This window comes from Tsuneonella dongtanensis (genome assembly GCF_001698205.1).
Lineage (GTDB): Bacteria > Pseudomonadota > Alphaproteobacteria > Sphingomonadales > Sphingomonadaceae > Tsuneonella > Tsuneonella dongtanensis.
Genome location: NZ_CP016591.1, coordinates 2,002,068 through 2,027,862 on the forward strand (window position 1 = coordinate 2,002,068; position 25,795 = coordinate 2,027,862).

The 25,795-nt window shown below is 63.1% G+C and carries 24 protein-coding genes; 12 read left to right on the top strand and 12 right to left on the bottom strand.

Annotated features, from left to right (window positions below):
- Positions 1-79 precede the first annotated feature (79 nt).
- Positions 80-1,369, top strand: a complete 1,290-nt coding sequence (locus A6F68_RS09795; protein ID WP_067679264.1) for a spinster family MFS transporter — start codon at positions 80-82, stop codon at positions 1,367-1,369.
- Between the two features lie 454 nt (positions 1,370-1,823).
- Here A6F68_RS09795 and A6F68_RS09805 read toward each other — a convergent pair whose 3' ends face one another.
- Positions 1,824-3,005: a vWA domain-containing protein gene (locus A6F68_RS09805; protein ID WP_067682417.1), complete on the bottom strand. Its 1,182-nt coding sequence runs from the start codon at positions 3,003-3,005 to the stop codon at positions 1,824-1,826.
- 131 nt (positions 3,006-3,136) lie between these two features.
- Here A6F68_RS09805 and A6F68_RS09810 point away from each other — a divergent pair, with 131 nt between their 5' ends.
- Positions 3,137-4,534: a methyl-accepting chemotaxis protein gene (locus tag A6F68_RS09810; RefSeq protein ID WP_067679268.1), complete on the top strand. Its 1,398-nt coding sequence runs from the start codon at positions 3,137-3,139 to the stop codon at positions 4,532-4,534.
- Here the strand turns inward: A6F68_RS09810 and A6F68_RS09815 are convergent.
- From A6F68_RS09815 to A6F68_RS09830, 4 genes are all read right to left on the bottom strand, one after another.
- Positions 4,522-4,824: a PilZ domain-containing protein gene (locus A6F68_RS09815; RefSeq protein WP_067679270.1), complete on the bottom strand. Its 303-nt coding sequence runs from the start codon at positions 4,822-4,824 to the stop codon at positions 4,522-4,524. The two genes, A6F68_RS09810 and A6F68_RS09815, sit on opposite strands and share 13 nt — an antisense overlap.
- A 127-nt stretch (positions 4,825-4,951) precedes the next feature.
- On the bottom strand, positions 4,952-5,803 hold the full coding sequence (locus A6F68_RS09820) for an AAA family ATPase (RefSeq protein ID WP_067679272.1): 852 nt from the start codon (positions 5,801-5,803) through the stop codon (positions 4,952-4,954).
- Between the two features lie 61 nt (positions 5,804-5,864).
- Positions 5,865-7,841 carry a DNA topoisomerase IV subunit B gene (gene parE / locus A6F68_RS09825; protein WP_067679273.1) on the bottom strand — a complete coding sequence of 659 codons (1,977 nt, stop codon included), beginning with the start codon at positions 7,839-7,841 and terminating at the stop codon, positions 5,865-5,867.
- Between the two features lie 56 nt (positions 7,842-7,897).
- A complete protein-coding gene (locus A6F68_RS09830) occupies positions 7,898-9,064 on the bottom strand; it encodes a penicillin-binding protein activator (protein ID WP_067679276.1) in 1,167 nt (388 codons plus the stop codon).
- Between the two features lie 39 nt (positions 9,065-9,103).
- On the opposite strand from A6F68_RS09830, the gene rsmI reads away from it, so the two are divergent.
- Genes rsmI through A6F68_RS09850 form a run of 4 tightly spaced genes read left to right on the top strand, consistent with a single transcriptional unit; the run spans position 9,104 to position 12,776 of the window.
- Positions 9,104-9,949 carry a 16S rRNA (cytidine(1402)-2'-O)-methyltransferase gene (gene rsmI, locus A6F68_RS09835; RefSeq protein ID WP_418368981.1) on the top strand — a complete coding sequence of 282 codons (846 nt, stop codon included), beginning with the start codon at positions 9,104-9,106 and terminating at the stop codon, positions 9,947-9,949.
- The gene (locus A6F68_RS09840; RefSeq protein WP_067679282.1) at positions 9,946-10,296 is read left to right on the top strand and encodes a YraN family protein; all 351 of its coding nucleotides are present in this window, start codon (positions 9,946-9,948) and stop codon (positions 10,294-10,296) included. The genes rsmI and A6F68_RS09840 overlap by 4 nt, the downstream gene beginning before the upstream one ends.
- A 10-nt stretch (positions 10,297-10,306) precedes the next feature.
- A complete protein-coding gene (gshB, locus tag A6F68_RS09845) occupies positions 10,307-11,260 on the top strand; it encodes a glutathione synthase (protein ID WP_067679285.1) in 954 nt (317 codons plus the stop codon).
- 13 nt (positions 11,261-11,273) lie between these two features.
- Positions 11,274-12,776: a serine hydrolase domain-containing protein gene (locus A6F68_RS09850; RefSeq protein ID WP_198152586.1), complete on the top strand. Its 1,503-nt coding sequence runs from the start codon at positions 11,274-11,276 to the stop codon at positions 12,774-12,776.
- A gap of 61 nt (positions 12,777-12,837) precedes the next feature.
- Here A6F68_RS09850 and rplI read toward each other — a convergent pair whose 3' ends face one another.
- From rplI to rpsF, 3 genes are read right to left on the bottom strand one after another with little or no spacing between them, the layout of a single operon-like run.
- On the bottom strand, positions 12,838-13,449 hold the full coding sequence (gene rplI / locus A6F68_RS09855; RefSeq protein WP_067679290.1) for a 50S ribosomal protein L9: 612 nt from the start codon (positions 13,447-13,449) through the stop codon (positions 12,838-12,840).
- Between the two features lie 10 nt (positions 13,450-13,459).
- Positions 13,460-13,684, bottom strand: coding sequence for a 30S ribosomal protein S18 (gene rpsR / locus A6F68_RS09860; protein ID WP_067679293.1), 225 nt, complete (start codon positions 13,682-13,684; stop codon positions 13,460-13,462).
- A complete protein-coding gene (gene rpsF / locus A6F68_RS09865; protein WP_067679295.1) occupies positions 13,684-14,049 on the bottom strand; it encodes a 30S ribosomal protein S6 in 366 nt (121 codons plus the stop codon). Before rpsF ends, rpsR begins: the two co-directional genes overlap by 1 nt.
- A 185-nt stretch (positions 14,050-14,234) precedes the next feature.
- Between rpsF and A6F68_RS09870 the strand changes: the two genes are divergently transcribed.
- Entirely contained in the window at positions 14,235-15,203 is a 969-nt protein-coding gene (locus tag A6F68_RS09870) for a DUF808 domain-containing protein (protein ID WP_074428306.1), read from the top strand.
- A 3-nt stretch (positions 15,204-15,206) separates the two neighbouring features.
- On the opposite strand, the gene A6F68_RS09875 is transcribed toward A6F68_RS09870, so the two are convergent.
- Positions 15,207-16,628, bottom strand: a complete 1,422-nt coding sequence (locus tag A6F68_RS09875; RefSeq protein WP_067679300.1) for a glutamate ligase domain-containing protein — start codon at positions 16,626-16,628, stop codon at positions 15,207-15,209.
- A gap of 57 nt (positions 16,629-16,685) precedes the next feature.
- Here A6F68_RS09875 and A6F68_RS09880 point away from each other — a divergent pair, with 57 nt between their 5' ends.
- From A6F68_RS09880 to A6F68_RS09900, 5 genes are all read left to right on the top strand, one after another.
- Complete coding sequence (locus A6F68_RS09880; protein ID WP_067679303.1) at positions 16,686-17,519, top strand: LD-carboxypeptidase; 834 nt, start codon at positions 16,686-16,688, stop codon at positions 17,517-17,519.
- Between the two features lie 26 nt (positions 17,520-17,545).
- Positions 17,546-18,484 carry an ACP S-malonyltransferase gene (fabD, locus tag A6F68_RS09885; protein WP_067679306.1) on the top strand — a complete coding sequence of 313 codons (939 nt, stop codon included), beginning with the start codon at positions 17,546-17,548 and terminating at the stop codon, positions 18,482-18,484.
- Positions 18,484-19,236, top strand: coding sequence for a 3-oxoacyl-[acyl-carrier-protein] reductase (gene fabG / locus A6F68_RS09890; RefSeq protein ID WP_067679309.1), 753 nt, complete (start codon positions 18,484-18,486; stop codon positions 19,234-19,236). The genes fabD and fabG overlap by 1 nt, the downstream gene beginning before the upstream one ends.
- A 167-nt stretch (positions 19,237-19,403) precedes the next feature.
- Positions 19,404-20,531: a DNA polymerase III subunit beta gene (gene dnaN / locus A6F68_RS09895; RefSeq protein ID WP_067679312.1), complete on the top strand. Its 1,128-nt coding sequence runs from the start codon at positions 19,404-19,406 to the stop codon at positions 20,529-20,531.
- Positions 20,532-20,533: 2 nt separating this feature from the next.
- Entirely contained in the window at positions 20,534-21,607 is a 1,074-nt protein-coding gene (locus A6F68_RS09900) for a DUF2855 family protein (RefSeq protein ID WP_232308112.1), read from the top strand.
- Positions 21,608-21,616: 9 nt separating this feature from the next.
- Here A6F68_RS09900 and A6F68_RS09905 read toward each other — a convergent pair whose 3' ends face one another.
- The 3 genes from A6F68_RS09905 to A6F68_RS09915 are packed head-to-tail and all read right to left on the bottom strand — an operon-like array spanning position 21,617 to position 25,514.
- The gene (locus tag A6F68_RS09905; protein ID WP_067679315.1) at positions 21,617-22,936 is read right to left on the bottom strand and encodes an FAD-dependent oxidoreductase; all 1,320 of its coding nucleotides are present in this window, start codon (positions 22,934-22,936) and stop codon (positions 21,617-21,619) included.
- Positions 22,933-23,772: an alpha/beta fold hydrolase gene (locus A6F68_RS09910; protein WP_335673612.1), complete on the bottom strand. Its 840-nt coding sequence runs from the start codon at positions 23,770-23,772 to the stop codon at positions 22,933-22,935. Before A6F68_RS09910 ends, A6F68_RS09905 begins: the two co-directional genes overlap by 4 nt.
- 11 nt (positions 23,773-23,783) lie before the next feature.
- Complete coding sequence (locus tag A6F68_RS09915; protein WP_232308113.1) at positions 23,784-25,514, bottom strand: PHA/PHB synthase family protein; 1,731 nt, start codon at positions 25,512-25,514, stop codon at positions 23,784-23,786.
- Positions 25,515-25,795: the final 281 nt, after the last annotated feature.

Here is a 25,795-nt window from a genome sequence, read left to right on the forward strand (position 1 = left end):
TCGCTTGACCGGGGGCCCCACCTGACCGAGCCTCTCCTGCATAAGCGCACAAAGCGCCGTGTTGAGAGGAAAAAGGCGAATGGCAAGCGCACCGGCGCAGGCGACCGCGCAGCGGGGAGTGACCGCGACGCTCTGGATCCTGCTGATCGTCTACATCTTCAATTTCATCGACCGCCAGATCGTCAACATTCTCGCCGAGCCCATCGCGAAGGACCTCGGCCTCAGCGACACCCAGATCGGATTGATGACGGGCCTTGCCTTTGCGCTGTTCTACACCGCGTTAGGCCTGCCAATCGCCAGATATTCGGACCGTCCGACGACGCACCGGCCCAAGCTGATTGCCATTGCCCTCGCGACCTGGTCGGCGATGACCGCGCTCTGCGGGCTGGCGCAGAACTTCGTTCAGTTGCTTCTTGCCCGCATAGGGGTGGGGGTGGGCGAAGCGGGATGCACCCCGCCGGCGCACTCGCTCATCGCGGACCTGGTTCCACCGGAACGACGTAGTTCAGCGCTGGCATTCTACGCCCTCGGAATTCCCGTCGGGACGCTGCTCGGGATGCTGATCGGCGGGTTTCTCGCCGACTGGGTGGGATGGCGGCAGGCGTTTCTGTTCGTTGGCCTGCCCGGGGTCGCGATGGCGCTGGTGGTCTGGTTCCTTCTCAAGGAACCTCGCAGGAATCAAACCCTCGAAGCGCTTCGCGATCATGGCGCGCAGAACGTCATGCCGTTCTGGACCGCCATACGATCGGTCATGGGATCGCGCGCCTTCGTTCTGCTGGTCTGTGCAGGCTCGGCAGCATCGTTTCTCGCCTACGGTAAGACGACCTGGACGACGATCTTCTTTCAGCGCACTCACGGCATGAGCCCGGGAGAGGTTGGCTTCTGGTTCGGCGTCGTCAACGGCGTCGCGGGGATTGCGGGTACCTATCTCGGCGGATATCTCGCCGATCGATATGGCGCGGTGAATCGCAAATACGTCCTGACGGCTCCGGCAATCGGGATGGCGGTGGCGGCGCCGATTGCGTTCATGGCCTATCAGGCGACGAGCTGGCAGCTTGGGCTGACACTGCTGTTCCTACCGACACTGCTCAATTCGCTCTATTATGGGCCGACCTATTCTGCGGCGCAGGGGCTGGTCCCGATCCGCACCCGCGCCATAGCTGCGGCGGTGGTGCTCTTCTTCCAGAACCTCATCGGGCTCGGCCTCGGACCGCTCTTCTTCGGCATGCTGTCGGATTGGCTGCGGCCCGAATACGGTGAGGAGAGCGTGCGATACGTCCTCTACGGCGCGGCATTCCTGGGGCTGATACCCGCGTTCTTCTTCTGGCGTTGCAGCCTGCGGCTCAACGCCGAGCTGGACAAGGCTTAGCGCGCGGGCTGCAGTCGCGGGGGGCCGTCGGCCGGCGCAGGGATCGGGCGGAGGTCGTTTATGTCGTTTCGCATCTGCATGACGGCGCAGCCGTCGATCCGCTTGTCGACAGCGGCAATAAGGACCGGATTTTCGGAACTTGCCGGTTTGCGTTCCAGGCGAGGCTGATCCAATTCCTCGCGCACTTTCCGGATGCGGTCGGGACAGTCGCCTTCGGCCGTCGCGGGACGTCCGCGCAATGGCCCAATGGGTTGATCGATAGCGATTGCGGCTACGGGGCAACCTTCGGGGTTGAAGACAGGAACCGAGCCTGTGCAGGGCCTGTACTCCAAAGGAAGCGGAGCCTCGACCGACCTGCCACTATCGGGTGACGGTGCGGCTGAAATCGTGACGAGCGCGACAAAGGGCAATGATATCAGGCGCACGAGCGAGTCTCCCATGCGCATATCATACCTTATCCCTGTTTGCGGCTCAACTCGCGCATGGCGTCGTCCAGCCCGTCGAGTGTGAGCGGGTACATCCGATCATTGAGAAGCTGGCGGACAAGCTTGGTCGACTGGGAATAGCCCCACTGCTGCTCGGGCACCGGGTTAAGCCAGACGGTCGCCGGGTAGGTGTTGGTCACCCGCTGCAACCAGGTTGCGCCGGCTTCTTCGTTCATGTGCTCCACCGACCCGCCTGGATGGGTGATCTCGTAGGGGCTCATCGCCGCGTCGCCCACGAACACGATCTTGTAGTCGTGGCCGTATTTATGCAGCACGTCCCACGTTTTCGTACGCTCCGCCCAGCGACGTCGATTGTCCTTCCACACACCCTCGTAGAGGCAGTTATGGAAGTAGAAGAACTCGAGATTCTTGAATTCTGCCGTGGCAGCGCTGAACAGCTCCTCGACGAGCTTGATGAACGGATCCATCGATCCGCCGACGTCCAGGAATAGGAGCAGTTTGACAGCGTTGTGCCGCTCGGGGCGCATGTGAATATCGAGCCAGCCCTGTTTGGCGGTGCCCTCGATGGTCGCGTCGAGGTCGAGCTCGTCGGCCGCTCCCTCGCGTGCGAAGCGGCGGAGGCGTCGCAGCGCCATCTTGATGTTGCGGGTGCCGAGCTCACGCGTGTTGTCGAGGTTCTTGAACTCGCGCTTCTCCCAGACCTTGAGCGCCCGCTTGTGCTGACTTTCCCCGCCGATGCGCACGCCCTCCGGGTTGTAGCCGCCATTGCCGAAGGGCGACGTTCCCCCGGTACCGATCCACTTGTTTCCGCCCTCGTGGCGTTTCTGCTGTTCTTCGAGCCGCTGTTTGAGCGTCTCCATGATCTCGTCCCAAGACCCGAGGGACTTGATCGCTTCCATTTCCTCAGGCGTCAGAAACTTTTCGGCTACCGCCTTCAGCCAGTCTTCCGGGATGGCCACTTGCTGCTGGCCGTAATCGGTCAGGATACCCTTGAAGACCTTCTGGAAGACCTGATCGAACCGATCGATCAATCCCTCGTCCTTCACGAATGTCGCCCGACTGAGATAGTAGAAAGCTTCGGGCGTCTGTTCGATCACGTCTTTCTCGAGCGCTTCGAGAAGGGTCAGGTGCTCCTTGAAGCTGGCTGGAATGCCCGCTGCGCGCAGCTCGTCGACGAAGTTGAAGAACATGACCGGTTTCATATCCGCACTTGATGTGATGTGCCAGCGCGTTCGGATTGCGTTTTTGCTCGTGGGCTTAAACCTTCACTAACCATGTGCGCCGTAATGCCCCCGGAGACGCGTTTGCGCACAGGGGGCACATGGAATACTCCGCCATCGAAATCGCTGCCGGTCACGGGATCGATCGCATTTCAGAAAGCTGCGGCGAAGTGACCGTGGGTTGCACCGATGTGGCCGGGATCATCGAATCGGTGATGCGGTCTTCCGAGCGTTTGCGGTCCGAACACTCGGCATTGCACGAGACGGTCGCGGCGCTGGAAACCGACCAGCTTCGCGTGGCCCAGGCCAGCGACGAGGCGCGCCTGTTGTCCGAACGGGCGATCGAGCGCCTGGGTGAGGGCTCTGCCCTGATCCAATCGTCGCTCGGTCAGATAACCGAGCTTCTCGAACTGGTGGAAACGCTGACCCAGCACGTCACCGGCTTTGCAGCAGCAATGGCCCAGGTCCGCTCGAGCGCGCAGGAAATCGACCAGATTGCGGAAACGACCAATATCTTGGCGCTGAATGCGACGATCGAAGCGATGCGCGCGGGCGATGCGGGGCGGACTTTCGCCGTGGTCGCGAACGAAGTGAAGAGCCTGGCGAGCAGCACGCGCCGCGCAACCGAAGAGATCGGCCGGACGATCGACACGCTTGGCAAGGAGGCCGACGAAGTCATCACGAAGATCGAACGGGGCGGCAAGGCGAGTGGCGAGGCCAAGCTTTCCGTTGGGCAGATCCAGCACACCATGCGCTCGGTCAACGAACTTATCGTCGAGGTCGATGGTCAGAACGACCAGATCACCCGCGCGACCGCGACGATCAGCAATCACGTGCACGCTGTTCAGGGCGTGCTCGAATCGTTCGACCGGGCAGCGATCGACAACGAGCAGAAGCTTGCGGGTGCCCACACGCGGATTGAGGACCTCGAACTCACCGCAAGCGGTATGTTCGACGAATTGGTCAAGGCAGGCCTCTCGCCGCAAGACAGTGCCATGGTGGATAAAGCCCAGACCTATGCGACGGAGATCGTCGCGCTGGCGGAGGCTGCAGTGGCCGAAGGGCGACTGCCGAGTTCCGCACTGTTCGACGAAGACTACCGCGAGGTGCCGGGCAGCAACCCCAAGCGGTACCGCACGGCGCTTAGCGATTGGGCCGACAACCACTGGCGTCCCGTAAACGACCGGGTCGTTGCCGAGGGCGGACCGATCAAGATGTGCAGCCAGGCCGACATGCGCGGCTTCCTGCCAACCCACGTATCGGACCGCTCCCGTCAGCCGACCGGCGACCTAGCGCACGACACGAAGTACTGCCGAAACGGCCGCATTCTTTTCGACCCGATCGATCGAAAGGCGAAGGCCAGCAACGCACCGTATATGATGGCGGTCTACAGGCAGGAGGGCGACGGCACGACCTATGAAATCGTCCGCAATGTCTACGTGCCGTTGGTGATCAACGGTCGTCGCTGGGGGGATTTCGAACTCGCTTACGTGCTCTGACGCGAGAGCCTCAGCCGGATGTGGTCAAAGGTCGGCCCATATAGCCGGTGCTCGAACTCAACCCCGACGTATCCGTCTTCCTGCCAGCGAACCGTAGCCGGGAAGGGGCCGAGCGTCTCGATCCTCAGGCTGATTTGCATGTCCGGCAGCAGGCTGGAAAACTTATCGTAGAAGCGGCAGCCCGTTTCGGACAGGTCCTTGATGGGGACTTCGCGCTTGCCGCCCGAACTCGTCCGGTAATAACCCCAGACATCCAGCGGGTGTCGTTGTTCGCTGCGCTCGTCCGCCACTGGAGCTGTCACTCCTCCGTTCAGATTATGCGAAGCTTAACCCGTCCTTGCGAGAGAGCAAACCCTGCGCAGGCACAGTGCTATCAACCCTGACGGGCCGACTTTCTGGGTACGACCAGATCGTCGCTCAGGCGCCTTGCCGCCGCGCCATGAAGGCGAGCCGTTCGAACAACATCACATCCTGCTCGTTCTTGAGCAGCGCGCCGTGGAGGGGAGGGATGGCCTTCGTCGGGTCCTTGGATTGGAGCACGTCGAGCGGCATATCTTCGTTCAGCAAGAGTTTGAGCCAGTCGAGCAGCTCGCTCGTCGAGGGCTTCTTCTTGAGGCCAGGGACCTCGCGAATCTCGTAGAACACGTCCATCGCCTTGGTCACGAGCATCTTCTGGATCCCCGGATAGTGGACCTCGATTATCTCGCGCATCGTGTCCCGATCGGGGAACTTGATGTAGTGGAAAAAGCAGCGGCGCAGGAAGGCGTCGGGCAGTTCCTTCTCGTTGTTCGAGGTGATCACGACGATGGGCCGCTCCTTGGCCTCGATCGTCTCCTGCGTCTCGTAAACGTCGAAACGCATGCGATCGAGCTCCTGCAAGAGGTCGTTCGGGAACTCGATATCGGCCTTGTCGATCTCGTCGATCAGGAGAACAGGAAGTTGGGGCGAAGTGAACGCCTCCCACAACTTGCCGCGCTTGATGTAGTTGCGGATGTCGTGGACGCGCTCTTCACCGAGCTGGCCGTCGCGCAGGCGAGCGACCGCGTCATACTCGTAGAGACCCTGATGAGCCTTCGTCGTCGACTTGACGTTCCATTCGATCAACGGCGCGTCGATAGCCTTGGCAATTTCGTAGGCGAGGACGGTCTTGCCTGTTCCCGGCTCACCCTTGACCAGCAGCGGCCTGCGCAAGGTGACGGCCGCATTGACCGCGACCTTGAGATCTTCCGTCGCGATATAGCTGCTCGTGCCTTCGAAGCGATCGACCATACCCGTTCCTCTATGCAACTTTACGGGAGCGTTAAGCGGCGCGGACGCGGAGTGCAATACGCTAGGCGTCGATGAGCTCGCGATCGAGGTCACCGGCATGGTTCTGGATGAAGTTGAACCGGTGCTCGGGGTTCCGGCCCATGAGCTGGTCGACAAGCTCCTTGATCGCGTGCCGCTGCTCATGCTCGGGGGGCAGCGTTATCCGTATGAGGCTTCGCGATGCGGGGTTCATAGTCGTTTCCCGCAACTGCTGCGGGTTCATCTCCCCGAGGCCCTTGAACCTGCCGACTTCCACTTTCCGGCCCTTGAAGACTGTTGCCTCCAGTTCCGCGCGGTGCGCGTCGTCGCGGGCGTATGCGCTCTCCTTGCCAGCGGTCAGGCGGTAGAGCGGAGGCTGGGCGAGAAACAGATGACCGCGACGGACAATGTCGGGCATTTCTTGGAAGAAGAACGTCATCAGCAGCGTCGCGATGTGGGCTCCGTCGACGTCGGCGTCCGTCATGATTACGATGCGGTCGTAACGCAGGCTGTCCGCATTGCAGTCCTTGCGCGTGCCACAGCCCAGTGCGAGGGCGAGATCGGCAATCTCCTGGTTGGCGCGGATCTTGTCGGCGCTTGCGCTTGCAACGTTGAGGATCTTGCCGCGGATCGGGAGGATCGCTTGCGTCTTCCGATCGCGTGCCTGCTTTGCGCTGCCTCCCGCGCTATCGCCCTCGACGATAAACAGCTCCGTTTCGCCGTCGCCTTCTCCGGTGCAATCGGTCAGCTTGCCGGGAAGCCGGACTTTCTTGGCGTTGGTCGCGGTCTTGCGCTTGATCTCGCGCTCCGCCTTCCGCTTGAGCCGCTCGTCCATTCGATCGACGACCGCGGCCAAAAGCGCGCGACCACGCTCCATGTTGTCAGCCAGAAAATGGTCGAAGTGGTCGCGTACCGCATTTTCGACAAGGCGCGCCGCCTCGGGAGATGTGAGCCTGTCCTTGGTCTGGGACTGGAACTGCGGATCGCGGATGAAGACGCTGAGCATGACTTCGGAGCCTGTCATGACGTCGTCGGCCGAGATGTCCTTGGCCTTCTTCTGCCCGACGAGCTCGCCGAACGCGCGGATCCCCTTCGTCAGTGCGGCACGCAGCCCTTGCTCGTGCGTCCCCCCGTCGGGCGTGGGCACCGTGTTGCAGTACCAGCTAAAGGCACCGTCGGACCACAGCGGCCAAGCGATCGCCCATTCGACGCGGCCTTGGTCCTCGGGGAAATCCTGGCGCCCAGTGAAGGGCTGCGTGGTTACGCACTCCCGACCGCCGACCTGCTCCGCGAGGTGGTCGGCCAGGCCGCCCGGAAACTGAAATACCGCTTCGGCAGGCACATCATCGGCAACCAGCGACGACACGCATTTCCACCGGATCTCTACACCGGCGTAGAGATAGGCTTTGGATCGGGCGAGCTTGAACAGGCGCTTGGCGCTGAATTGACGGTCGCCGAAGATCTCGGGGTCGGGATGGAAGGTGACCGTCGTGCCGCGGCGGTTCGGGGTCGGGCCAAGCTTGCGAATGGGCCCCGTCGGATTTCCCTTCGAGAACTCCTGCGCGAAAAGCTCCTTGTTGCGCGCAACCTCGACGCGGGTGAGATCGCTCAGCGCGTTGACGACGGATACCCCGACGCCGTGGAGGCCGCCGCTGGTCGCGTAGGCCTTGCCCGAGAACTTGCCCCCCGAGTGCAGCGTGGTGAGGATAACCTCAAGCGTAGACTTCCCGGGGAACTTCGGGTGCTCGTCGACCGGGATGCCGCGGCCATTGTCCGAAATCGTCAGCGTGTTGTTCTCGCCCAGCTCAACCTCGATGCGGTTGGCGTGGCCGGCGACCGCTTCGTCCATCGCATTGTCGAGGACTTCGGCGGCCAGATGATGGAGCGCGCGATCGTCGGTGCCGCCGATGTACATGCCGGGGCGGCGGCGGACCGGCTCAAGTCCCTCGAGAACTTCGATCGAGGAAGCGTCGTAAGTGCCGGTCGTAGCGGCGGGATTGGCAAACAGGTCGTCGGACATGAATACGGCTATAGGCCCCGCTTCCGCGGACCTTCAACTGGCGTATGGAGTTATCGTCAGCCGCCGAATTTGGCCGGCGCCGGGTCGATGATCGTCACGGTGCCGTCGCGCACTTCGCGCACTTCCATCGCCCTTTCGACGACACCCGAACGGGTGAAGCGAAATGCCCCGTCGAGCCCGAGGAACCCGCCTTCGTCCCGGAGTCGGGACACCGGAAAGGTGCGACCCGGACGCCAGTCGCGAGCGATCCGCAACGCGAGGAGAACGGAATCATATCCCAGGGTGGAAACACGGTAAGGCTGCGCACCGAAACGCGCCCTGTAGCTATCCGAGAACCGCTTGAAGCGCGCATCCGACATCGCTGAGAACCATGCGCCGCGCAGCGACGGCGTGCGCGTCACATCGCTTTCCCCGCTCCAAAGCTCGGTGCCCAGGATCTGCGTTGAGCCAGTGCCGCGAGGCCGTAGGACTGCCGCGGCTTGTCCGGCGAGCCGAGAACCGTCGGCAATCAGGACGGTGTCGAATCCGCCCTTCTGCTGCAACCTGGTTGCTGAACTCACGATCGAGGTATTGCCGCGGGCGAAGGTCTCGATTCCCGCCAGCGTCCCTCCAGACGAAGCAACCGCCGTGCGAAAGGCCGCAGCAGCCCGCTGACCGTATTCCCCGTCGGGCACGATCGCCGCAAAACGGCTCGAACCTCTGCCGCGAGCAAACGCGACAGTGCGGGCAACCGATTCGTCCGGTGATTGGCCCATGACGAAGACGTCAGGCCCTGCCACCCCGGTGTCGTTGGAAAAAGTGATCAGCGGAACGTTCGCCGGACGAGCTTCGGCGAGGACCTGGGCGACATCCTCGGAAAGAAGGGGGCCGAGAATCAGCTTGTTGCCATCGGCAACGGCCCGCTGTGCAGCGTTTCGTGCACCCGCAGTCGTGTCGTAGGTCGTGATCCGGAGATTGTCCGCGTTGGTATCGAGCAAGGCCATCGTAGTGGCGTTGGCGATCGACTGGCCGACTGCGCCGTTGCCGCCCGACATTGGTACGAGAAGGGCCACGCGGTGCCGCGCATCGTCTGTCGGCAGCGCGGAAGAGGACGTCGGGGTGGGTGTTGGCGCAGGTGCCGGGCCGGTTGTCGCAGGACCCCCGGGAATGATCTTGCACCCCGCCAGAAGGAGCGCGGCGCCGGCCACTATGAGTTTCCGCCGATCGAACCTGTCGATGTTCATGCTTGCCGCTCCCCGCGTCACTGGTCCATGAGGCGCGTCGTGTCCCACCAATCGTCCGCGTCCCTTCCTCCCGGCCTCTACATCGTCGCGACGCCGATTGGCAATCTCGGCGACATTACCTTTCGCGCTGTCGAGACGCTCGGTGCCTGCGACGGGGTGGCATGCGAAGATACGCGGGTCACAGGCAAGCTGTTGAAGCACCTGGGCCTGTCAAAGCCGCTTTGGCGCTATGACGATCATGCCGGGGACAAGGACCGATCGAGGCTGGTCGAATCGATGCGCACGCGCGCGGTGGCGCTGGTCAGCGATGCCGGAACGCCGCTCGTCTCGGATCCCGGCTACCGTCTCGTTCGCGAAGCCCGTGAGGCTGGCATCGAGATTACCTCGATCCCCGGCGCATGCGCGGTTGTCGTTGGGCTTACGCTATCCGGATTGCCCAACGACCGCTTCCTGTTCGCGGGGTTCATCCCTTCCAAGGAAAAGGCACGGCGTGATCTGTTCTCCGAGCTCGCCGACGTGCCCTCGACGCTGATTTTTTATGAAACCGCGCCAAGACTTGTGAAGTCGCTCGAAGCAATCGGGGCGACCCTGCCGAAGCGTGACATCGCAGTCGCGCGGGAACTGACCAAGCTCCACGAGGAGTGCCGCACCGGTACCGCGGAGGACTTGATCGGGCATTACGAGGCGCATCCGGCGAAGGGCGAGATCGTGCTGCTCGTCGGTCCGCCGTCGGCTGCGCCGCCTTCGGCAGACGATGCCGAGGCGCTGCTGGTCGAGGCGCTTGCAACCCTCAAGCCTTCGCAGGCCGCCGCGCAAGTATCGAAGGCGACCGGAATCGACCGCAAGGCGCTCTACGCACGCGCTCTTGAACTGCGCGGCGAATGAAGCGGCAGCGTGCCGAGGCCGCCGGTCGCAAGGGCGAACTGGCGGCCGAACTCTATTTGCGGGCAAAGGGCTGGTCGGTCCTGGCGAGGCGGCGCAAAACGGCAGTCGGCGAGATCGATCTGGTAGCAAGGCGGGCAGGCGTGATCGCGTTCGTCGAGGTCAAATGGCGCAAGCGAACGGAGGATCTCGGCTTTGCGATCGACGAGTATCGCCTGCGCAGGGTGGCAGCCGCCGCCGAAGCAGTGGCGCACGAATACGCACAGAACGGTGAGGACCTGCGCATCGATGTGATCCTGCTTGCGCCCGGTCGCCTGCCGCAGCACATCGTCAACGCATGGCAGCCATGAGGAAATTCGAATGACCTTGCGCATCGCGGTCCAGATGGATCCGCTGGAGAGCATCAACATTACCGGGGATTCGAGCTTTGCCCTGATGCTGAGTGCGCAGGAGCGCGGTTTCGAGGTGTTTCACTACGACGTGGGAAGCCTGACGCTCGACGCCGGTGATCGTCTCATCGCCCATGCACGACCGGTGCGGGTGCAGCGGGTCGCGGGCGACCATTTCTCGTCTGGCGAGATGCGTCGCCTGGACCTCGGTAGAGATGTCGATGTCGTCCTGATGCGACAGGATCCCCCGTTTCATATGGGCTATATCACCGCCACCCACCTGCTCGAGCGGATCGAGGGCGAGACGCTGGTGGTCAACAATCCGCGATCGGTACGGAATGCGCCCGAAAAGGTGATGGTACTCGACTATCGCGAGTTCATGCCTCCAACGCTGGTCACGCGCTCGGTCGATGAAGTTCGGGCGTTTCAGAAGCAGCACGGTGCAGTGGTGGTGAAGCCGATCCACGGCAATGGCGGCAAGGCAATCTTTCGCGTTCCGGCCGATGGCGACAATCTGTCGGCTTTGTTCGAGGTCTTCAACCAGACCTGGCCCGAGCCGCACATGGTGCAACCCTTTCTCCCCGAAGTGGCGGAAGGCGATAAACGCATCGTGCTGATCGACGGCGAGGTGACCGGTGCGATCAATCGCAAACCGGGGGAAGGGGAGTTTCGCTCCAATCTCGCCGTCGGCGGAAGCGCCGAAGCGACGAAACTCAGCCCGAGAGAAGAAGAGATCTGCGCTGCAATGGGGCCGCGCTTGAAAGAGCTGGGCCTGATTTTCGTTGGAATCGATGTGATCGGCGGCCGATGGCTGACCGAAATAAACGTCACGTCGCCGACGGGGATCGTCGCCATCGACCGGTTCAACGGGACGGACACACCTGGAATGATCTGGGATGCAGTCGAAGCGCGGCTTGGGCGCTGAAGCAGGGGTTGCCATGAAGATAAGTTCGATAGTCGCTGCCGGCGCCCTTTTCGCATTTTCGGCCCCGGTTGCGGGAAAGGACGGCGGGGCTGCGTCGATCGACAGTCTGCTTGGCGAGATACACGCGATTTACGAGACCGATCGCGTTGCCGCGCATGTTCCCGGCACCGTTTACGGTATTGTCAGTGACGGCAAGCTCGTCTTCGTCGAGGGGCTGGGCACGCGGGACCCCAAGACGGGTGTTCCGGTCGATGCCTATACCCGCTTTCGCATCGCATCGATGTCGAAGGCGTTCACCGGTCTCGCGATCCTGCACCTGCGCGACGAGGGTCGCATCGACCTCGGTGCCGCGGTATCCCGCTACGTCCCCGAAGTCGCCGATTGGCGGCTGCCTACCGCGGATTCGCGGGCGCCGACGGTTTCCGACCTGCTCCATCACACGGCCGGCCTCGTCGAGGATAACCCATGGGGAGATCGTCAGCAGGTGCTGACGGAGCCTGAATTCACGCAGCTTATCGGGTCGGGGATGGACTTTGCCAATGCTCCGGGGACCGAGTTCGAATACTCGAACTATGGATACGCGTTGCTCGGTCGGATCATCACCAACGTCAGCGGCAAGCGATACCAGGACTATATTCGCGAGACGATCATGCTTCCTCTCGGCATGGCGTCGACCTCTTACGACGTTTTCTCGAGCCCGGCCTCGGAGCGCGCGATCGGCTATCGCTGGCAGGACGATGAGTGGGTCCGCGAACCAGACATGCGCGACGGAGCCTTCGGAGCGATGGGCGGGGTCGAGACGACCGCGAACGATTATGCGAAATGGATGGCCTTCCTGCTCTCCGCCTGGCCGCCAAGCGACGCGCCCGAAACCGGTCCGGTCCGGCGATCGACCGTGCGCGATCTGGTGTCCGTTGTCAGCTATGCGCCTCCCGGAAATCGCCCCGAAGTCCTAGGCGCGCCGTGTCGCTGGTCGGCCGGTTATGGTGCGGGGCTGCGGGTTCTCGGCGAGTGCGAACTCGGCCGGGTCCTGACCCATTCGGGCGGCTATCCCGGCTACGGTTCGCACATGGCGCTTGTTCCGTCCGCGGGCGTGGGCATTTTCGTGTTCAACAACGCGACCTACACATCGCTTGGATTGACGAACTACAAGGCACTCTTGGCGCTCAGAAGAGCCGGCGCCATTCCCGACAAGCCGCTCCCCATTTCGACCGGACTGACCGCAGCGTACGAACTTGCCAAGCGGGCGTGGGCATCCGGCACTGTTGCAGGCCTGCCCCTGGCGAATAACGTCGTGCCGGATCGCGACCTTGGTCGACGGTCACAGGATATCGCCACGATCAAGCAAGCCGTGGGAGCGTGCGAAACGGGATCGCCGGTGGTTCCGGTTTCGGCGATGGAAGGCAGGTTCGAGTGGACCTGCACCTCTGGCAGGGTAGCCGGTCGGGTGCAGCGCGCTCCGACCGCGGACCTCCAGCTGCAGGTCGTCTCGTTCGCGAAGGTCGACAACCCCTAGGCCGCCAACGAAAAAGGGCGCCGGTCTCCCGGCGCCCCTCATCTCATTTTCGCTGATCGGCTCAGGCTTCGTCCGAAGCCTCGGCGCGCTCTTCGATCAGGTCGGCCGGGATTTCACCGGGCTCGAGCGTCGGATCGACGGCTTCGGTGAAGCCTTCGCTCTCGGCGCGATCTTCCTCGGCCATCTGGCCGATCACGTCGACGCCCTGGCGCTGCAGTTCGGCTTCGTCGTCCGAACGCGCAACGTTCGCCTTGATCGTGACCTGCACTTCGGGGTGCAACGCGATCGTCACGTCGTGGATGCCCAGCGTCTTGATCGGGTGACCCATGACCACCTGGCGCTTGTCGACCTTGTGGCCGGCCGCTTCGAGGCCCGAAACGACGTCACGGACGTTGACCGAGCCGTAGAGCTGGCCGGCGTTCGACGACGAGCGGATCAGAACGATCTCGGTCCCGTCGAGCTTTTCGCCCGACTTCTCGGCGTCCGTGCGGCGTTCGGCGTTTTCCTTCTCGAGCCGCTCGCGATTGGCCTCGTAGACCTTGCGGTTGGCTTCGTTGGCGCGGAGCGCCTTCTTCTGCGGAAGGAGGAAATTGCGCGCGTAACCGTCCTTGACGCTTACGACATCGCCCATCGCGCCCAGGTTGGCGACGCGTTCGAGGAGAATGATGTCCATGCTCTTTCTCCTACTTCACGATGTACGGCAGAAGGCCGATCTGGCGGGCGCGCTTGATCGCGGTCGCGAGTTCGCGCTGCTTCTTGGCCGAAACGGCGGTGATGCGGCTCGGAACGATCTTGCCACGCTCGGACATGAAGCCCTGGAGCAGGCGCACGTCCTTGTAATCGATCTTCGGCGCATTCTTGCCCGAGAACGGGCAGGACTTGCGGCGGCGGAAAAACGGGCGGGCCATCAGTCGCGCTCCTCACGGTCGCGACGCGGCTTGCGGTCGCGGTCGCCCTTGCGCATCATCACGCTCGGGCCGCTCTCGTGCTCTTCGACACGCACGGTCATGTAACGGATAACGTCCTCGTTGATCCGGGTCTGACGCTCGAGCTCGGCAACGACGGCACCGGGGCCCTCGATGTTGAGCAGCACGAAGTGCGCCTTGCGGTTGCGGTCGATCTTGTAGGCGAGGTTCTTGAGACCCCAGGTCTCGGTCTTGGTCACCTTGCCGTCGAGCTTCTCGACGATCTCGGTGGCCGTCGCGGCCAGAGCGTCGACCTGAGCCTGGCTCAGGTCCTGGCGCGCGAGAAAGATGTGCTCATAGAGAGCCATGTTCTCGGTTCCTTGTTCATGCCGATCGCTGGCTTGTCCGCGCGGATCGCGGGGCCCCTCCGGCTTTCTTCGTTTCCGCCGCCCGGGAGCGAGGGAAGGCGCGCACATAGCGGCATCGGGCACAAAAGCAAGTCTTGTGCGTCTGCGAACTGGCGGGCAGGAGCGCGCCTGACAGGGAGAATGGCGTGCCGGGCGGATTGGTAGCACTACTCGACGACGTATCGGTCATCGCGCGTATGGCAGCGGCTTCGATTGACGATGTCGGCGCGGCAGTTGGGAAGGCGGGGTCGAAAGCTGCCGGGGTGGTCATCGACGATGCGGCGGTCACCCCTTCCTACGTGACTGGACTCGATCCTGCGCGCGAGTTGCCGATCATCGCCAAGATCACGAGGGGCAGCCTCAAGAACAAACTCCTGTTCCTGCTTCCAGGTGCTCTGCTGCTCAGCTGGCTGCTACCCCAGGCGATAACCTACATCCTCATCCTCGGTGGGAGCTATCTTGCTTTCGAGGGTGCCGAAAAGGTGCTCGAGAAGCTTGGCGGCGAGAAACACGGAAAGACTCTCGAGGACGCGATCGAGGACCCCGCCAAGTTCGAAGAGCAGCGGGTTGCAGGTGCTATCCGCACCGACCTGATCCTTTCTGCCGAAATCATGGCGATCTCGCTGAACGAGATCGCTTCGATCACCGACAGCTTCTGGATGCGCGCCATAGCTCTGGCTGCGGTTGCCATCGCCATCACTCTGATCGTGTACGGGGCGGTGGCCATCATCGTGAAAATGGACGACGTGGGCCTCCATCTCGCCGAACGGGATTCCCCTACTGCCCAGTCTGTTGGCCGCCTCTTGCTGAAGGCAATGCCCAAGGTCCTTGCAGTGCTGTCGTTCGTCGGGACGATCGCCATGCTGTGGGTCGGCGGGGGCATTCTCATCCACAGCCTGCACGAGCTCGGAATCCACGGGCCGTCAGACTGGGCCCACGGCGTGCAACATGCCGTGGAAGCTGCCACTGGAGGACTTGCCGGCATCCTCGGCTGGCTGACCTATGCAGTGATATCGGCGTTGGTGGGCCTGATGCTCGGTTTCCTGATCGTCTTCGTGCTGCACAAGGTAGTTGGAATGGGGCACGGCGTAGGCGAGCGCGCCGAGGCGCACTGATCGTCAGGACAGCCGCGCAAACACATCCCTGGCGAATTCGGTCAGGGTATCGTCGCGTGCACCCATGATCACGATCCGATCGCCTGGTCTTGCTAGTGTCAGGATACGATCGGCTACCGCCTTTCGGGACGGGATGTAGTCAGCCCGGCCGCCCGCATCCTCGACCAGCCTGACCACCCGCTCTGCGCCCAGGCTGCGGTCGACGGTCCCGCCGTAATAGACAGGATCGCACATGATCACCCGGTCGTCCGTTCCAAGTTCGCGCGCGAACGTTTCCGCAAGCTCGGCGCCCATCTGCCGCAACGGGCCGTACCCGTGCGGCTGAAAGAACGCGATGATGCGGCCCGGATGCCGCCGCAGCGTGCGGAGAGTGGCGGCACATTTCTCGGGATTGTGGCCAAAATCGTCGATGACCGAAATCGCCGCATGTGTGGTTCCGATGAGATCGAAGCGCCGAGCAAGTCCCGCAAATCCGGCGATCGCCCGAACAGCATCGACCACTGCCACCCCTGCTGCATTCGCGGCGGCGATTGCGCCCAATGCATTCGACAGGTTGTGCCGACCCGGCATCGGTACTGTAAGTGGGTAGTGTGATCCATCACGCCGGTCGACCACGGTCGCGGCCGATGAAGTCGCAGTCGACGTTTCGGTGCCCGGGACAATCGAAATGTCGGCATCGGCAGCATCGAGTCCGAAAGCGAGCAGATGCGAGGCACCGCTCGCCAAAGCTGCCGTCTCCGTATCGTCCGCGTTCACCACTGTGGCCCGCGAAGTCGCGACGAAATCGCCGAACAGGGCGCGCAGTTCATCCATGCTCTTGTGGTCGAGGCTGATGTTGAGGAGCACGCCCACCGCCGGTCGATACAGCGCGATCGACCCGTCGCTTTCGTCGACCTCGCTGACGTACACAGAACTTCCGCCGACGTGCGCGCTGGCGAACGGATTATCGGGGGAGACGAAGTTCTTCATCACCGCGCCATTCATGACCGTCGGCTCAAGTCCCGCTGAATGGAGGATCCATCCGAGCATCGCTGTGACGGTCGACTTGCCGCTCGTTCCCGCAACAGCGATGCCGGTATCCGCAGCATTGAACAGGGCCGCGTTCAGCTCGGCGCGACTCATCCGATCACAGCCGAGCTCGCGAGCCTTGACGATCTCGGGAACGGTATTCTCGACGGCGGCGCTGGCGACGACAATCTGATCGCGACTGGTCACGCCACTCCCGTCCTGCGGAAAGAGCTGGAATCCCTTCTCCTCGAGCCATTCGAACTTTGCCGGCGTACGCCCCTGGTCATGGCTGCGATCCGATCCGCCGACGGTTCCGCCAAGTCCGTGGACGATCTGCGCCAACGGCAGCATGCCCGATCCGCCGATACCGCAGAAGAACCAGGGGCGGGCGGTCGGATCGATCGGGGATTCCATCATGCGCGCCAATGCCTAGGCGGGGCTGACCGCAATGTGAAGCGCTGCTAATGCAACGACATGACTCGCGTCGCTGTGTGCGCTCCCGCCACTCCCATCTTGCCGCAACATGCAGTGGCCATCACCGCGCTCGCTGCAGAGATCGCTCCGGAAGTCGAACTCGTGATCCATGATCAGTGCTTCGCTTCGGAGGGACATTTTGCCGGCCCTGACACCATGCGCCTGTCCGCGTTGCTGGAGTGCGCCAACGACCCGTCATTCGATGCTGTCTGGTTCGCGCGGGGCGGATACGGCTCGAATCGCATTGCCGCGGCCGCGATCGAGGGAATGGACGACGTCGCCAGACAGAAGACCTTTCTCGGCTATTCCGATTGTGGCTACCTGCTGGCCGCGATGTACAAAAGCGGCATCGGCCGGCCGACACATGGACCGATGGTCGCCGATGTGGGACGCAAGGATGGGGACGCCGCTGCGCGACGTGCACTGCGGTGGCTTTCCGACGGATGCACCGGCCTGGAACCGTCGCTGGGCGAAACGCCTGCCGTTGCCTTCAATCTGATGACCTTATCGGCGATTCTCGGAACCGAACTCATGCCGGACCTGTCGGGACATGTGGTCATGATCGAAGAGATCGCGGAGCACCTCTATGCGGTCGATCGGTTGATGTTTCACGTCACCAGCAACCTGTCGAAATGCGGGCTTGCCGGGCTGCGGCTTGGGAGGGTGACCAACGTGCCGAACAATGATCGTCCATTCGGTTCGCAGCCGGAGGACATCGTCCGTTTCTGGTGCGAAAGGCACGCCATCGACTACCTGGGCGAAGCTGAAATCGGACACTTTGCCGGCAACCATATTGTGCCCTTCGGGGTTGCCCCGCCGCTGGCCCGCGCATAGGCGCCCCGATAAAGGAGAGCATTTGCATGAGAGCGTTCGTTTTCCCCGGCCAGGGCAGCCAGAAGGTCGGGATGGGGGTCGATCTTGCTGCGGCCAGCGCGGCCGCCCGCGAGGTGTTCGAAGAAGTCGACGATGCGCTGGGGCAAAAGCTCTCCATCATCATGGCCGAAGGTCCGGAAGACCAGCTCACCCTGACCGAGAACGCGCAGCCTGCTATCATGGCGAATGCAATCGCTGTTCTGCGCGTGCTTGAGAAGGAAGGCGGGTTGACGCTCGCCGAGGTCGCGAATTGCGTCGCAGGTCACAGCCTCGGCGAATACACCGCATTGTGCGCGGCAGGCGCCTTCTCGCTGGCCGAAACCGCGCGACTTCTGAAGCTTCGCGGGCAGGCGATGCAGGCAGCCGTACCTGTGGGCGTCGGCGCCATGTGCGCGCTGCTCGGCGCCGATCTCGAGAAGGCGCAAAGCCTGGCCGAAGCTGCCGCCGAAGGCCAGGTCTGCCAGGTTGCCAACGACAATGATCCGACCCAGGTCGTTTTGTCCGGCCATCGCGAGGCGATCGAGCGGGCGATCGCGCTTGCAAAGGATCACGGCATCAAACGAGGCATCCTTCTACCTGTTTCCGCTCCGTTTCATTGCGACCTGATGCAGCCTGCCGCCGATGCGATGGCGGAGGCATTGGAGAAGACACCTCCCAAGGCATTCCGGGTTCCACTGTTCGCGAACGTCACTGCAGGGGCTGTCGAAGACCCTGCGGAAGAACAGCGACTGCTGGTCGAGCAGGTTTGCGGGCGGGTCCGCTGGAGGGAGAGCGTGGTGAATATCGTCGCCTCCGGGGTCGATGAATTTGTCGAGATCGGCGGCAAGGTCATCACGCCGATGATCGGGCGCATCGCCCCCGACGTCAAAGTGACGAGCATAGTCTCGATGGACGATATTGAAGCGCTGGCGGAGGAGATCGGGTGATGTTCAATCTCGAAGGGATGACCGCGCTCGTCACCGGGGCCAGTGGGGGGATCGGGTCGGCGATCGCCTATTCGCTCGCGCGGCAGGGTGCGCGGATTGCGCTGTCGGGTTCCAACTCGGCGAAGCTCCGCGCCTTTCGCGAACAGCTCAACAGCGAACTGGGTGGCGATCATGTCGAAATCACCTGCGACCTGTCGAACACAACGCAGGTCGAGGAACTCATTCCCGCGACCCTCGACACGTTCGGCAAGCTCGACATCCTCGTGAACAATGCCGGCATCACGCGCGATAACCTGGCCATGCGGATGAAGGACGAGGAATGGGACGCGGTGATCCGCATCAATCTCGAGGCTGCGTTCCGCCTCATGCGCGCCGCGTCGAAGCCGATGATGAAGGCCCGGTTCGGCCGGATCGTCACGATAACCAGCGTCGTCGGAGCGACCGGTAACCCCGGCCAAGTCAACTACGCCGCGGCCAAGGGCGGGCTCACCGCCATGTCCAAGTCGTTGGCGCAAGAGCTCGCAAGCCGCGGCATCACGGTGAACTGCGTGGCACCGGGTTTCATCCGCACCGCCATGACCGATACGCTGCCGGATGCGCAGAAGGACGCGCTCAACGCCCGCATCCCGATGGGCCGGATGGGCGAGGGCGACGACATCGGCGCGGCGGTCGCCTACCTCGCCTCGAAAGAGGCGGGATACGTCACCGGACAGACGCTCCACGTCAACGGCGGGATGGCAATGCTATCCTGAGGCGCGTTATCCCCAAGGAATCGGTCCCCCATTGCCTTGGTTCTTGCTCCAAGCGGCCTCACCGCTAAGGATAATTCGACATTTTCCGGCGCCCGTTGCCGTAATCCGGGGCGAATCCGGCTTGCGGATAGGCTAGCGGGCGCGCGAGAGGGGTAAGAGTTAGACCGATGAAAGCCACCATCGAACGCGCGACGCTGCTGCGCTGCCTGTCTCACGTCCAGTCGGTGGTCGAACGCCGCAACACGATCCCGATTCTGTCGAACGTGCTGATCGACGCGTCGGACGGTGGCTCCCTCAAGGTCATGGCAACCGATCTCGACCTGCAGGTGGTGGAACACATGGCCGCAGCCTCGGTCGAGAGCCCGGGCGCGATCACCGTGTCGGCGCATCTGCTGTTCGATATCGCCCGCAAGCTGCCGGAAGGCAGCCAGGTCAGCCTGGAAACCGCCGACAACCGGATGGCGGTCAAGGCCGGACGCAGCCGGTTCTCGTTGCCGACGCTGCCGCGTGACGACTTCCCGGTGATCGTGGAAGGCGACCTGCCGACCAGCTTTGAGCTTCCGGCCAAGACGCTGGCGGAATTGATCGACCGCACTCGCTTTGCGATCTCGACAGAAGAGACCCGGTATTATCTTAACGGGATCTTCCTGCACGTGTCCGACGAGGACCAGCCGGTGCTCAAGGCGGCGGCGACCGATGGCCATCGCCTCGCTCGCTTCACCCTGCCACGGCCCGACGGGGCAGAGGGCATGCCTGATGTGATCGTGCCGCGCAAAGCCGTGGCCGAACTGCGCAAGCTGCTCGAGGAAGCGCTCGACGGGAATGTCCAAATCGACCTGTCGGCGAGCAAGATCCGCTTCACTCTCGGCGGCGAGGGCGGGGTGGTCCTGACCAGCAAGCTGATCGACGGGACCTTCCCGGATTATTCGCGCGTCATCCCGACAGGCAACGACAAGCTTCTGAAGCTCGATCCGAAATCCTTCTACGAGGGCGTCGATCGCGTCGCGACGATCGCCACGGAAAAGACCCGCGCGGTCAAAATGGGGCTGGAGAACGACAAGGTCACGCTGTCGGTCACCTCTCCCGATAACGGTACTGCGGCCGAGGAAGTCCCCGCCGATTATCGTGCCGACGGGATGGAGATCGGCTTCAACGCGAACTACCTCAAGGACATCCTGCACCAGATCGACGGCGACACCGTCGAACTGCACCTCGCGGACCCGGGTGCGCCGACACTGATCCGGCAGGACGAGAAAAGCCCGGCACTGTATGTCCTGATGCCGATGAGGGTTTGATCGTGCTGCGGCAGGTTCTTCTCGAAAAGGCGAACCTGGCCCATGCCGAGATCGTCGAAGCGGCGATGCCGGCACTTGCCGACGGCGCCGTGCGGCTCGCCATCGAGAGCTTTTCCGTCACGTCGAACAACGTCACGTACGCCGCGATGGGCGATGCCTTCCGCTATTGGAACTTCTTTCCTGCGCCCGAAGGTTACGGAATCGTCCCGATGTGGGGACATGCGTGGGTGATCGAGAGCCGCTGTCCGGACATTGCTGTGGGTGAGCGGGTGTATGGCTACCTGCCGATGGCGACCCACCTCGATGTCATTCCCGGGAAAGTGTCGCCCTCGGGTTTCACGGACACCGCCGGCCATCGCCAACCGATGAGCCCGGTCTACAACCAGTATGCGCGCCTCGCCGCCGACCCGGAACACGACCCGTCGCGCGAAGCCGAGCGGATGGTGTTCGGCCCGCTCTTCAAGACCGGCTTCCTGATCGAGAGTTTTATGCGGCGCGAAGCATGGTTCGGGGCCGAGCAGGTCATTCTGACCAGCGCATCTTCAAAGACCGCGCTGTCGCTGGCGAGCGTGGCACGCCACCGGTCGCCCGAGGTCGCGCGCATCGGCCTTACATCCGCAAGCAATGTCGATTTCGTCTCATCGACCGGTCTCTACGACCGGGTTATCGCATACGACACGATCGACGAGTTGCCGAAGGTCCCAAGCGTCTCGGTCGACTTCGCTGGCAATGCCGATGTCCTGCGCGCGATCCACACGCATCTGGAAAGCGGTCTGCGCTACTCGTGCCTTGTCGGCGCGACGCACCTCGATGCGCGGACGGGCGCGACGGCCGACCTGCCGGGCCCATCGCCGCAGCTTTTCTTCGCCCCCGACCATGCGGTCGCCTTGTTCAAAGAGGTCGGACCGGCAATGGCGTCGCAACAGATAGCCGAAAGCATGCACAGGTTCCTCTCCGACACCGCGGGAACCGTCGAGATCGAACGGCGCCGCGGTCTGGAAGCGGCGCGCGACGTCTTTGTCGAGATGCTGGGCGGTTCGGTCGACCCGAAGGTCGGGATCGTCATCGAACCCTGACGATCTTCATCATCCGCGCGCGCGGATCATGCTTTCCACATCCACAAACTTCTCGCGCGGGGCGCCTTCGCGGGCTGCCCTCGATTCCGCTTCCTCGATCTTCTTCCAGTCACGGAAGGTGACGACGTCCAGGCCGCGCGCCTCGGCCAGACGGTCGAAACCGGCACGGCCCTCGCGGATGTTTCCATCGATCGCGCCGCTCGCGAAGTCTTCCGCGATCCGTTCGATGACACCGAAGCCGTCCGGCCGATTGGTGCCGATCGTCCCGCTGGGCCCACGCCGTGCCCAGCCTACGGCATACATTCCGGGCAAGATGCGCCCTTCGTCGTTCGCGAAGCGTCCCGCGCGTTCATCGAACGGCACGCCGGGAATGGGGGAACTGCGGTAACCGATGCAGGCGATGACGATGTCGGCGGGCACGACATACGCCTCGCCGGTGCCGATCGCTCTGCCCGCCTCGACCACGGTGCGTTCGACTTCGACCCCTTCGACCTTGCCTTCTCCGACAAGACGGACAGGCGATGCGAACATGTCGAAGTCGATCTCGATCGGCTTGTCAGCCCGCTCGCTCTCGGGAATGGCCGCGAAGCTTCGCAGATGGGTGACGGATTTCCGCAAACCGGGTTCGAGGAAGGCGTCTTCGCCTTCGTCGGGCAGGTCGGCAGGATCGACCCGGGGACTCGCTTTGTCGAGATGCATGAGCTCGCCGAGTTCCTTCGGCGTCATCATGATCTGGTGCGGACCGCGCCGACCGATGATGGTGACCTGGCGAATGCTCGACGCATTGAGCGCGTCGAGCGCGTGCCTGACAATGTCGCTGCCGTCGAACTCGCTGCTTTTTTTCGACAACAACCGCGCGACATCGAGGGCAACGTTGCCCATCCCGATCACCGCGGCGCTGCGACCCGACAGGTCGGGCGCCAGCGAAGCGAACTGGGGGTGCCCGTTGTACCAACCGACGAATGCGGCGCTCCCGAAGACGTTCGTCAGGCCCTCTCCGGGAATACCCAGTGCGCGATCGTGCGGGGCGCCCGTGGCGAAAACGACCGCATCGTAGAACTGCCGCAGCTCGTCCACGGTCACGTCCCGACCGACCGTGACATTGCCCACGAAACGCACGTTTTCACTGAGAGCGGTCGCCTCGTAACGGCGGCTCACGCCCTTGATCGACTGGTGGTCCGGCGCGACGCCGGTTCGGATCAGTCCGTACGGCACCGGCAGGCTATCGAAAACGTCGACCCGCACATCATCGCCCCACTGCTTCTGCGCAGCCTCGGCGGTGTAATACCCTGCCGGGCCAGAGCCGATGATGGCGAGGTGGCGCGTCATGCAGCCTTGCGAGCCTCCTCCCGATCGAGGAAGGCGCGCATGCAGCTGATCGATTGTTCGCGATGGCTGAGGAGGAACAGGTGTCCGCCGCCCTCGAAAATCTCGAGTTCGCTGTTCGGGATCAGGCTGTGCAGGAACCGCCCGTTGATGGGCGGCACGATCGCATCCTCGTCGCCCATCATGATCAGCGTCGGCTTCTTGAGAAAGGGCAGGGCGGGTGCGCTGGTCCACCCGAGCATGGCCAGCAACTGATAGAAATAGCCGCGCCGCGTAGGCGGCTTCAGCCGGCTCATGTGCGAGCCTTTACCCGCGGTCTTGCCGAGGGCATCCCCATACAGGGTCGCGAAGTGCTTTTCCATGAAAGCCGCATCGACGTAGCGGCGCGGGTCGGCCATCTTACTCAGCGCAGCGGGATTCCCCGGGACCATCAGCATCCCGGCGCTCGTGGCGCAGAGGATGAGCCGGTGTACGCGATCGCCGTGCTGCAAGGCGAAATGTTGGGCCATCGCGCCTCCCCAGCTGACGCCCATGACATCGACCAGGTCCAGGCCGAGCTGGTCGAGCAACTGCGCGGTCGTCCAGGCCATCGTGAAGGTGTTGTAGGGCACCACGGGTTCGGGCGATCCGCCCACGCCCGGCATGTCGAACATCACGAAGCCGCGATCGTCGAGTGCCTCCGCCAGCGGGGCGACCGCCTCGATATTGGCGCCGATGCCGTTGAAGAACAGGACGGGAAGGTGGTGCGACGGCTCGTTCAGGCGCCAGGTCGCCACGCGCAATTCGCGGCCTCCGGCGGTCATCATGCGAACGTCCGCGGACGCCATGGGGTCGGTCAAATCGGTATCCTTCAGGCCTGTTCGAGGACGTAGAGGCCGGGGGCGGGATCGAGCGGCTCGAAACCTTTGCCGCCCAGTTTCTTCGGAGCGGCTTTCTTGGGTCCCGAGCGCTTCTGCACCCAATCCATCCAAAACGGCCACCAGCTCCCCGCGACTTCTTCCGTGCCCTTGAGCCATTCTTCGGCCGTTTCGGGAAGATCGCCGCCGCCCTTTTGCACGTAATATTTCGCCTTGGGATTGCCCGGCGGATTCAGGATCGCCTGCATGTGGCCCGACTGGCTGAGCACGTAGGTTACGTCGTCCGAACCGAACAGTTGCGTCGACCGATAGGTCGCCCGCCACGGCGTGATGTGGTCGGTCACCCCGCCGAGGATGAACAGGTCCGCATCGACCTCGCTCAGGTCGACCTTGTGCCCGGCCATTTCCACTTCGCCTTGCTTAGTGAAGGCGAGCGTTTCGAACAGGGTCAGGAAATCGCCCATCAGGGTGGCCGACAGGTTCGTCGCGTCGGCGTTCCAGAACAGCACGTCGAAGGCCGGCGGATCGTCGCCGAGCAGGTAGTTATTGATGACATAGTTCCAGATGAGGTCGTTCGGCCGGAGCCAGGCGAACCCGCGGCTGAGGTCGTCGCCCTTGATGATACCGGCCTTGGCAGCCCGCTTCTTGGCGAGGGCCAGGCCGTTGTCGGTCATCAGCGAGCCCGCCTCGATATCGCCCTGCTGGGGATGCAGGACGCAGACCATCAGGGTGAGCGAACCGAGAAGATCGCTGCCATCGGCGGCAAGCTTGCTGGCGACGACCGAAGCCGTCTGCCCGCCCGAACAGCCGGCCGAGATGTTGACCTTGTCGCTACCCGTGATCTTCGCGACCGCCTTCATCGCCTCTTCGCAGCTCGCCACATACTCGGCCATCCCCCAGACGCCTTGCTCCTTGCTCGGGTTCTTCCAGCTGATGACGAAAGTCTGGATGCCGTTGTCGACCTGGTATTTGACCACCGATTTCTCGGGAGAGAGGTCATTGATGTACATCTTGTTGATCTGCGGCGGGATCGTCAGCTGCGGGATCGCATGGACCTCGTCGGTCGTCGGGGCGTACTGGATCAGCTCCATCATCTCGGTCCGCAGCACGACCGCACCCTTGGACGTCGCCACGTTTTCGCCGATCTTGAACGGCCTCTTGTTGACCTGACTGACCATGCCCTTGTTGTGGACCATGTCGTCGTAGGCGTTCTTGAGGCCCTTGATCAGCGAGAGCCCGCCGCTGTCGACGAGGCGCTTCTGCGCGGTCGGATTGCCCCAGAGCGTGTTGGTCGGGGCAAGGGCGTCGATGATGATCTGACTGATGAAGTTGGCCCGGTCACGCTCGATCGCGTCCAGCTCAAGTTCGCCCAGCCAGTTCTTCATGCCCTTCTGGACGGCCAGGTAATACTGCGCGCCCGCCCTGAGGAACGGATTGTACTGCCACGCGGGGTCCTTGAACCGCTTGTCCTTGGGATCGGGGGCGAGATCGCTCTGACCGGTCATGATCTTAATCATGTCCTCGCACATCGCCTGGGCGTGGCGCATCGTGCGCTGGGGATCGGTTGCGGTTTCCCGCAGGAGGAGTGCGACAGCGCCGGCTATGTCCTCGCGGACAAGTCCGACCATCGGTCCGAGGGTAGTCGTGGATTGTGCTGCTTCATCTTCCAGGCGTGAGCCCATCGTCGTCTCTCCCACGGCGACTGCCTTGACCCTTTCGTTCATGCACGGCGACCCGGACGTTGGCAAGCGGACGGGGTAGGGCGTGCGTTCAGGTCAATCTCACCGGATTGAAGTCGTTCCCATGAGAGGAAGGAGAGAGCAAGCATACTTAACCCAATTTCAAGGGTGGTGCGGCAAGACGCGGCCATGTTGGGGAATGCGCCGGACGCCGATCAGGCCTTCGAGGAACTCGGGCCTTTGCCCGACGCTGCCCCTCGCCTGGAAATCGACACCGGGCGTGTTCCGCGGGCCCGAACTCCCCGTCGCAGACCAGATCGCGCTGT

What these genes read in the sequence shown, in the direction of transcription:
- A6F68_RS09795 (WP_067679264.1), top strand. Translation starts at nt 80, where the DNA reads ATGGCAAGCGCACCGGCGCAGGCGACCGCGCAGCGGGGAGTGACCGCG.
- A6F68_RS09805 (WP_067682417.1), bottom strand. Translation starts at nt 3,005, where the DNA reads ATGTTCTTCAACTTCGTCGACGAGCTGCGCGCAGCGGGCATTCCAGCC.
- A6F68_RS09810 (WP_067679268.1), top strand. Translation starts at nt 3,137, where the DNA reads ATGGAATACTCCGCCATCGAAATCGCTGCCGGTCACGGGATCGATCGC.
- A6F68_RS09820 (WP_067679272.1), bottom strand. Translation starts at nt 5,803, where the DNA reads ATGGTCGATCGCTTCGAAGGCACGAGCAGCTATATCGCGACGGAAGAT.
- parE (WP_067679273.1), bottom strand. Translation starts at nt 7,841, where the DNA reads ATGTCCGACGACCTGTTTGCCAATCCCGCCGCTACGACCGGCACTTAC.
- A6F68_RS09830 (WP_067679276.1), bottom strand. Translation starts at nt 9,064, where the DNA reads ATGAACATCGACAGGTTCGATCGGCGGAAACTCATAGTGGCCGGCGCC.
- A6F68_RS09840 (WP_067679282.1), top strand. Translation starts at nt 9,946, where the DNA reads ATGAAGCGGCAGCGTGCCGAGGCCGCCGGTCGCAAGGGCGAACTGGCG.
- gshB (WP_067679285.1), top strand. Translation starts at nt 10,307, where the DNA reads ATGACCTTGCGCATCGCGGTCCAGATGGATCCGCTGGAGAGCATCAAC.
- A6F68_RS09850 (WP_198152586.1), top strand. Translation starts at nt 11,274, where the DNA reads ATGAAGATAAGTTCGATAGTCGCTGCCGGCGCCCTTTTCGCATTTTCG.
- rplI (WP_067679290.1), bottom strand. Translation starts at nt 13,449, where the DNA reads ATGGACATCATTCTCCTCGAACGCGTCGCCAACCTGGGCGCGATGGGC.
- rpsR (WP_067679293.1), bottom strand. Translation starts at nt 13,684, where the DNA reads ATGGCCCGCCCGTTTTTCCGCCGCCGCAAGTCCTGCCCGTTCTCGGGC.
- rpsF (WP_067679295.1), bottom strand. Translation starts at nt 14,049, where the DNA reads ATGGCTCTCTATGAGCACATCTTTCTCGCGCGCCAGGACCTGAGCCAG.
- A6F68_RS09875 (WP_067679300.1), bottom strand. Translation starts at nt 16,628, where the DNA reads ATGATGGAATCCCCGATCGATCCGACCGCCCGCCCCTGGTTCTTCTGC.
- A6F68_RS09880 (WP_067679303.1), top strand. Translation starts at nt 16,686, where the DNA reads ATGACTCGCGTCGCTGTGTGCGCTCCCGCCACTCCCATCTTGCCGCAA.
- fabD (WP_067679306.1), top strand. Translation starts at nt 17,546, where the DNA reads ATGAGAGCGTTCGTTTTCCCCGGCCAGGGCAGCCAGAAGGTCGGGATG.
- fabG (WP_067679309.1), top strand. Translation starts at nt 18,484, where the DNA reads ATGTTCAATCTCGAAGGGATGACCGCGCTCGTCACCGGGGCCAGTGGG.
- dnaN (WP_067679312.1), top strand. Translation starts at nt 19,404, where the DNA reads ATGAAAGCCACCATCGAACGCGCGACGCTGCTGCGCTGCCTGTCTCAC.
- A6F68_RS09905 (WP_067679315.1), bottom strand. Translation starts at nt 22,936, where the DNA reads ATGACGCGCCACCTCGCCATCATCGGCTCTGGCCCGGCAGGGTATTAC.
- A6F68_RS09915 (WP_232308113.1), bottom strand. Translation starts at nt 25,514, where the DNA reads ATGAACGAAAGGGTCAAGGCAGTCGCCGTGGGAGAGACGACGATGGGC.